Source organism: Streptomyces sp. SID14478, assembly GCF_010548525.1.
GTDB lineage: Bacteria > Actinomycetota > Actinomycetes > Streptomycetales > Streptomycetaceae > Streptomyces.
Map to the genome: position 1 here is coordinate 1 of NZ_JAAGMG010001198.1, position 4,932 is coordinate 4,932.

Here is a 4,932-nt window from a genome sequence, read left to right on the forward strand (position 1 = left end):
CACCGGCGCGGGGCCGCCGCGCAGCCGCGCGACCTGGGCGGAGAGCGCCTCGGCCGCCTCGTCCAGTTCCGCGCTCGGCGTGAGGTGACGCAGCTCGTCGGTGAGGGCGAGCAGCGCGGCCAGATGCCCGGAGAGCTGGATGTCCAGCTCCTCCTCGCGGGAGCGGTGCGGGAAATCGGTGTCGGCCGCCACCGTGTGGACCGACTTCGTACGGATCGGCTCGTACATCCGGGGGCCTCCAAGGCAGGCAGAACGACTCGGCTTGGCCTCTATCGTACCTTAGAACTTGTCTAAGTTAGAACCTGTCCAAAGAAGGGGAGCCCGGAGGACGGGAGGGCCCGGGGAGGCGGCTTACGGCTGGCTGTAGCCGTCCAGGAAGTTCCCGATCCGGGTGACCGCCTCGGTCAGCTGCCGCGTCGAGGGCAGCGTCACGACCCGGAAGTGGTCGGGCTCCGGCCAGTTGAAGCCGGTGCCGTGCACCACCATGATCTTCTCGGAGCGCAGCAGGTCGAGCACCATCTGCCGGTCGTCCTTGACCTTGAAGACCTTGGGGTCGAGGCGCGGGAAGAGGTACAGGGCGCCCTTCGGCTTGACGCAGCTGACGCCCGGGATCTGCGTCAGCAGCTCGTACGCCACGTCCCGCTGCTCCTTCAGCCGCCCGCCCGGAAGCACCAGGTCATTGATCGTCTGGCGGCCGCTGAGCGCCGCGACGACCCCGTGCTGGCCCGGCATGTTCGCGCACAGGCGCATGTTCGCGAGGATCGTCAGGCCCTCGATGTACGACTCCGCGTGCGCGCGCGGCCCGGAGATCGCCATCCAGCCCACCCGGTAACCGGCCACGCGGTACGCCTTCGACATCCCGTTGAAGGTGAGGGTGAGCACGTCCGGGGCGAGGGCCGCGGTCGGGGTGTGCGTCGCGCCGTCGTAGAGGATCTTGTCGTAGATCTCGTCGGAGCAGACGAGGAGGTTGTGGCGGCGCGCGATGTCGGTCAGGCCGCGCAGCATCTCGTCGCTGTACACGGCGCCGGTGGGGTTGTTCGGGTTGATGATGACGAGGGCCTTGGTGCGGTCGGTGACCTTCCGCTCCACGTCCGCCAGGTCCGGCATCCAGTCCGACTGCTCGTCGCAGCGGTAGTGCACGGCCGTGCCGCCGGAGAGCGAGACGGCCGCCGTCCACAGGGGGTAGTCGGGGGCCGGGACGAGCACCTCGTCGCCGTCGTCGAGCAGCCCCTGCATCGCCATCACGATCAGCTCGGAGACGCCGTTGCCGATGAAGACGTGCTCGACGTCGGTCTCCACGCCGAGGGTCTGGTAGTGCATCATCACCGCGCGCCGGGCCGCGAGGAGCCCCTTGGCGTCGCCGTAGCCGTGGGCGTCGCCGAGGTTGCGCAGCATGTCCTCCAGGATCTCGGGAGGGCACTCGAAGCCGAACGCCGCCGGGTTCCCCGTGTTCAGCTTCAGGATCCGGTGGCCCGCCGCTTCCAGCCGCATCGCCTCCTCGAGCACCGGACCCCGGATCTCGTAGCAGACGTTGGCGAGCTTGGTCGACTGGATGAGCTGCATGGTCAGACCTTACGACCGTGTTTCCGCCGGGCGCGCCCTGTTTGCCGCCGCCCGGGCGGCGGCGCGCCGGTCCGGTCGCGGATGCGAGGGCGCGGGGTGCCGTGCGCCTGAGAATGCCGGGCGCGGGGCCCGGATGCGGCTTGGATGCGCGGCCGGGCGGGGCAGGTGAGATGGGCCACTCGGGCCGGCTGCCCCGGTCGGGCCCGCGTGGCTAATCGAGCGTACGTTCTAATTGTTCGGTACGGTGGACGGCATGCTGCAGGGATCGCTGTTCGACCAGGCCGAGGAGACCGCGCTCGGTGACCTCGCCGGGGTGCGGCGCGCCGTGCTCGGGGACGGGGCCTGGATCGACGTGCTGCCGGGATGGCTGCGCGGGGCCGACGCACTGTTCGGGCACCTCGCCGACGAGGTGCCGTGGAAGGCCGAGCGGCGCCAGATGTACGAGCGCGTCGTCGACGTGCCCCGGCTGCTGAAGTTCTACGGGTCCCGCGAACCGCTGCCGCACCCCGTGCTCGGCGAGGCCCGCGACGCCCTGTCCGGGCACTACGCCGAGGAGCTGGGGGAGCCGTTCACCACGGCCGGGCTGTGCTTCTACCGCGACGGACGGGACAGCGTCGCCTGGCACGGCGACCGGATCGGGCGCGGGGCCAAGGAGGACACCATGGTCGCCATCGTCTCCGTCGGGGCCCCGCGCGATCTCGTCCTGCGGCCCGTGGGCGGCGGCCCGGGCGTGCGACGGGCCCTCGGGCACGGCGACCTCATCGTGATGGGCGGCTCCTGCCAGCGCACCTGGGAGCACGCCATCCCCAAGTCGGCACGGGCGGCCGGTCCCCGGATCAGCGTGCAGTTCCGTCCGCACGGGGTGCGCTGAACGCACCCCGCCCCGTGGACGGGACGCCGGGTCAGGCGGCCGAGGGCGTCCTGCGTACCGAACGGCCCGCGAGGGCGTCCGTGCGGCGCCCGTCCTCGATCACGAACTTCCCGTCGATCAGGACGTGCGGGATGCCGACCGGAAGCGTGCGCGGGGCCTCGAACGTGGAACCCGCGGCCACCGTCTGCGGGTCGAAGAGGACCAGGTCGGCGCGGTAGCCCTCGCGGACCAGGCCCCGGTCGGGTAGCCGCAGCCGGGCGGCCGGGCGGGAGGTGAGGTGCGCGACCGTCTCCTCCAGCGACATGACGCCGAGGTCGCGGGCGTAGTGGCCGAGGTAGTGCGGGAACGTGCCGTACGCGCGCGGGTGCGGCTTGAACCCCTGCAGGATGCCGTCGCTGCCGCCGGTGTGCACCGGGTGCTGCATGATCGCCCGGACGTTCTCCTCGTGGCCGACGTGCTGGAGGATCGTCGAGCCGAGGTTGTCGTTGACCAGCAGACGACGGGCCGTGATCCAGGGGGCCTCGCCGCGCTCGGCCGCGGCCTGCGCGATGGTCTTGCCGACGCAGGAGGCGAGGCCGGGGTCGGAGACGCCCGACACCTCGATCTTGTCCCACTCGATCGGGACGCCGTGACAGCCGTCGGCGCCGATCTCCTCGACGTGGTGACGGATGCGCTCGGCCGTCCCGTCGTCCTTGAGCCGCACGAGGGTGGCGTCGGGGCCGCCCTCGTTGGCCCAACTCGGCAGCATCGCCACGAGAGTCGTCGCGCCGGGGGTGTACGGGTAGGTGTCCAGGCTGATGTCGGCGCCGCCCGCGATCGCCTCGTCGAGCAGGGCGAGCAGATCGACGCCCTTGCCCTTGTTCACGCCGAAGTTCATGGTGGCGTGCGCGAGGTGCAGGGCACAGTCCGCGGTGCGGGTGAGCTCGACCATCTCGCGGTACGCGTCCAGCGCCCCGGCCCCGTAACTGCGGTGGTGCGGGCAGTAGTAGCCGCCGTACGACGCCACCACCCGGCACAGCTCGGTCAGTTCGGCGTCCTTGGCGTACATGCCGGGCGTGTAGGTCAGCCCCGAGGACATGCCGACGGCGCCCTGCTCCATGCCCTCGGCGACCAGCCGCTTCATGTGGTCGAGCTCGGCCGGGGTCGCGTCGCGGTCGTCCCAGCCGACGGCGTACATGCGGACCGTGCCCTGGGGGATGAGGTAGGCGGCGTTGACCGCGATGCCCCGGTCGAGGCGGTCCAGGTACTCGCCGATCGTGCGCCAGTCGAAGTCGATGTCGCTGCCGTCGCCGTTCCAGCCGGTGATCGCCTGGCGGACCTGGGCCAGGGTGCGGTCGTCGACGGGGGCGTAGGACAGGCCGTCCTGGCCGAGGACCTCAAGAGTGACGCCCTGGGCGGCCTTCGCGCTGTGGTCCGGGTCGCGCAGCAGGGCGAGGTCGCTGTGCGCGTGCATGTCGATGAACCCGGGGGACAGGGCGAGGCCGTCGGCCTCGACGGTCCGCGCCGCGGTGGGGCGCGGACCCTGGCCCTCGGCCCTGATCTCCGTGATGCGGCCTTCGGCGAGCTTGACGTCGGCGCGGTAGGAGGCGCCGCCGGTGCCGTCGATCACGCGGGTGTCTTTGATGACCAGGTCCATGGTGGCCCTCTCTGCTGTCCGGGTTGGTGTCGGGTCGGTGGGCGGGTGCACGTCCGGTGGGGGCTTCTCGCGCAGTTCCCCGCGCCCCTGAAGGCGAGCGGCTTCGCCGCTCAGCCTTCATCGGGGAAATGCGGCGCGCAGCGCCTGCATTTCAGGGGCGCGGGGAACCGCGCGACCAGCCCCACCGGACGGTCAGAAGAAGGTCCGCACGTAATCCACGACGGTGCCGTCGGCCTCCACCACCGGAATCAGCTGCCACTTGTCGAACGACGTGCACGGGTGCGAAAGACCCATCCCGAGCCAGTCGCCCACCTCGACATCGGCCCCGGACTCCGTACGGACCCACCCGTGCTGGTCGGACAGCCCGGTCACCGCGATCCCGGCCGCGTCCCGGAGGGAACCTGTACGCGCGTCCCGTACGACCTGGACCTCGGGCAGGTCGAGGTCGTAGGCGGCGTCCCGCTTGCCCGCGTTCGTGAACGCCTGCCCCGGCGCCGGCCGCGAGACGACCTGCGCCCACAGCCGGAAGGCCGGGTGCAGCGCACCCTCCTCCGGGACCCGGTTGAAGGGCGTGAGGTGGCGGTAGTGGCCGTCGTCGTGCGAGACGTACGCGCCGGAGCGCAGCAACTTCAGGACGGGCGCCGTCAGTTCGGGAATCTCCGCGAAGACGTCCGCGACGGCGTCGAACCAGGCGCTGCCGCCCGCGCTGACCAGGATCTCGTCGAGGCCCGCGAAGCGGCCCGCCTTGTCGAAGTCGGCGGCGAGCGCCACGAGCCGGCGCAGCCAGGCGCGGACCCGGTCGCCGTCGGCCTGCGGGACCTCGCCCTCGTAGCCGGCGACGCCGACGAGCCGCAGCGTCGAG

Annotated in this window: 3 protein-coding genes and 2 pseudogenes; 1 reads left to right on the top strand and 4 read right to left on the bottom strand. The window is 71.7% G+C overall.

The annotated features are described in order from the left end of the window. Window positions 1–228, bottom strand: a pseudogene (locus G3I40_RS38245) (hypothetical protein); the annotation flags it as partial. A 123-nt stretch (window positions 229–351) separates the two neighbouring features. Then, entirely contained in the window at window positions 352–1,563 is a 1,212-nt protein-coding gene (locus G3I40_RS38250) for a pyridoxal phosphate-dependent aminotransferase (RefSeq protein ID WP_164559423.1), read from the bottom strand. 253 nt (window positions 1,564–1,816) lie between these two features. Between G3I40_RS38250 and G3I40_RS38255 the strand changes: the two genes are divergently transcribed. After that, window positions 1,817–2,434, top strand: a complete 618-nt coding sequence (locus G3I40_RS38255) for an alpha-ketoglutarate-dependent dioxygenase AlkB (protein WP_203645537.1) — start codon at window positions 1,817–1,819, stop codon at window positions 2,432–2,434. 31 nt (window positions 2,435–2,465) lie between these two features. Here the strand turns inward: G3I40_RS38255 and G3I40_RS38260 are convergent, their stop codons facing one another. Beyond that, on the bottom strand, window positions 2,466–4,070 hold the full coding sequence (locus G3I40_RS38260; RefSeq protein ID WP_164559425.1) for a D-aminoacylase: 1,605 nt from the start codon (window positions 4,068–4,070) through the stop codon (window positions 2,466–2,468). Between the two features lie 192 nt (window positions 4,071–4,262). Then, a pseudogene (locus tag G3I40_RS38265) lies at window positions 4,263–4,932 on the bottom strand (amino acid deaminase); the annotation flags it as partial.